Source organism: Sphaerospermopsis aphanizomenoides BCCUSP55, assembly GCF_001586785.1.
Classification (GTDB): Bacteria; Cyanobacteriota; Cyanobacteriia; order Cyanobacteriales; family Nostocaceae; genus Sphaerospermopsis_A; species Sphaerospermopsis_A aphanizomenoides_A.
Window position 1 is genome coordinate 1 of record NZ_LUFH02000221.1, and the last position, 1,286, is coordinate 1,286.

The 1,286-nt window shown below is 43.5% G+C and carries 2 protein-coding genes; both read left to right on the plus strand.

Annotated features, from left to right (window positions below; translation table 11 throughout):
* Nucleotides 1-105: 105 nt before the first annotated feature.
* Entirely contained in the window at nt 106-879 is a 774-nt protein-coding gene (gene hisF / locus A0J48_RS26390; protein ID WP_200327535.1) for an imidazole glycerol phosphate synthase subunit HisF, read from the plus strand.
* 99 nt (nt 880-978) lie between these two features.
* Nucleotides 979-1,170: a hypothetical protein gene (locus A0J48_RS26395; protein ID WP_200327536.1), complete on the plus strand. Its 192-nt coding sequence runs from the start codon at nt 979-981 to the stop codon at nt 1,168-1,170.
* The last annotated feature ends 116 nt before the right edge of the window (nt 1,171-1,286 follow it).

The following is a 1,286-nucleotide window of genomic DNA, read 5'->3' on the forward strand; positions in this document are numbered from 1 at the left end:
TCTTCCTCCACACCCCACACCATACACCCTATTCTTTTATCATCAATCACCTAATTACATTTACAATTTAAATTCCGAGCAAATACTAGGAGTGAAAAAAATATTATGTTATCTAAGAGAATTTTACCTTGCTTGGATGTCAAGGCGGGACGAGTGGTAAAAGGAGTTAACTTCGTTGACCTTAAGGATGCTGGTGATCCGGTAGAACTGGCTAAGGTTTATAACGAAGCCGGTGCTGATGAGTTAGTGTTTCTGGATATTACGGCAACTCATGAAGACCGGGACACGATTATTGATGTGGTTTACCGGACTGCTGAACAGGTCTTTATTCCGCTGACTGTAGGGGGTGGAATTCAAACCTTAGAAAATGTTAAAGGTTTGTTACGAGCCGGGGCTGACAAGGTTAGTATTAATTCTGCGGCCGTCCGCAACCCAAATTTAATCAATGAAGCGAGCGATCGCTTTGGAAATCAGTGCATTGTAGTGGCTATTGATGCCAGACGCAGACTCGACCCCGAAAACCCAGGTTGGGATGTGTATGTGCGTGGAGGCCGAGAAAATACTGGTATTGATGCCTTGTATTGGGCAGAAGAAGTCACAAAACGGGGGGCTGGAGAGTTGTTAATCACAAGTATGGACGCGGATGGCACTCAAGCTGGTTATGACCTAGAGTTAACGCGAGCGATCGCCCAAGCTGTGGAAGTTCCCGTTATCGCCTCTGGTGGTGCAGGAAACTGTGAACATATCCACGATGCCTTAACCACAGGCAAGGCCGAAGCCGCATTATTGGCATCTCTTTTACATTATGGACAATTAAGCGTGGCACAAATTAAAACTTATTTGCAAGAAAGGTCTATTCCAGTGCGAATTCCCTGTTAATAAAAGATGTAGCCATTAACTACATCTCTCCCAGGTTAGACACAGTTACCCAAAACAATGTTAATATTAGTTTACTAGTATTAAGAAATATTAAGAAATATGTTGATCCCTATTTTAATTTTTGATGTGGCGCTGGTAGCCTGGTCGCTACACCTGATGGAGAGAGCCTACGAAAGCAAAGAATTTTCCTTGATGTTAGCTGGTACATTGGTGGCTATAGCTGCTGCCGCCATGCTAGTAGTCTATTTCTTAATGGGTCACTGTATGAGCTATTTGTTGCAGGTGTCTTAAGAGGTGACAGGTGACAGTTAAAAGGGAATAGGGAATAGGGAATAGGGAATAGGGAATAGGGAATAGGAGTATGGCTTACGCCAAGCTTTGCTATCAGTAGTTCAGTAGTTCAGTAG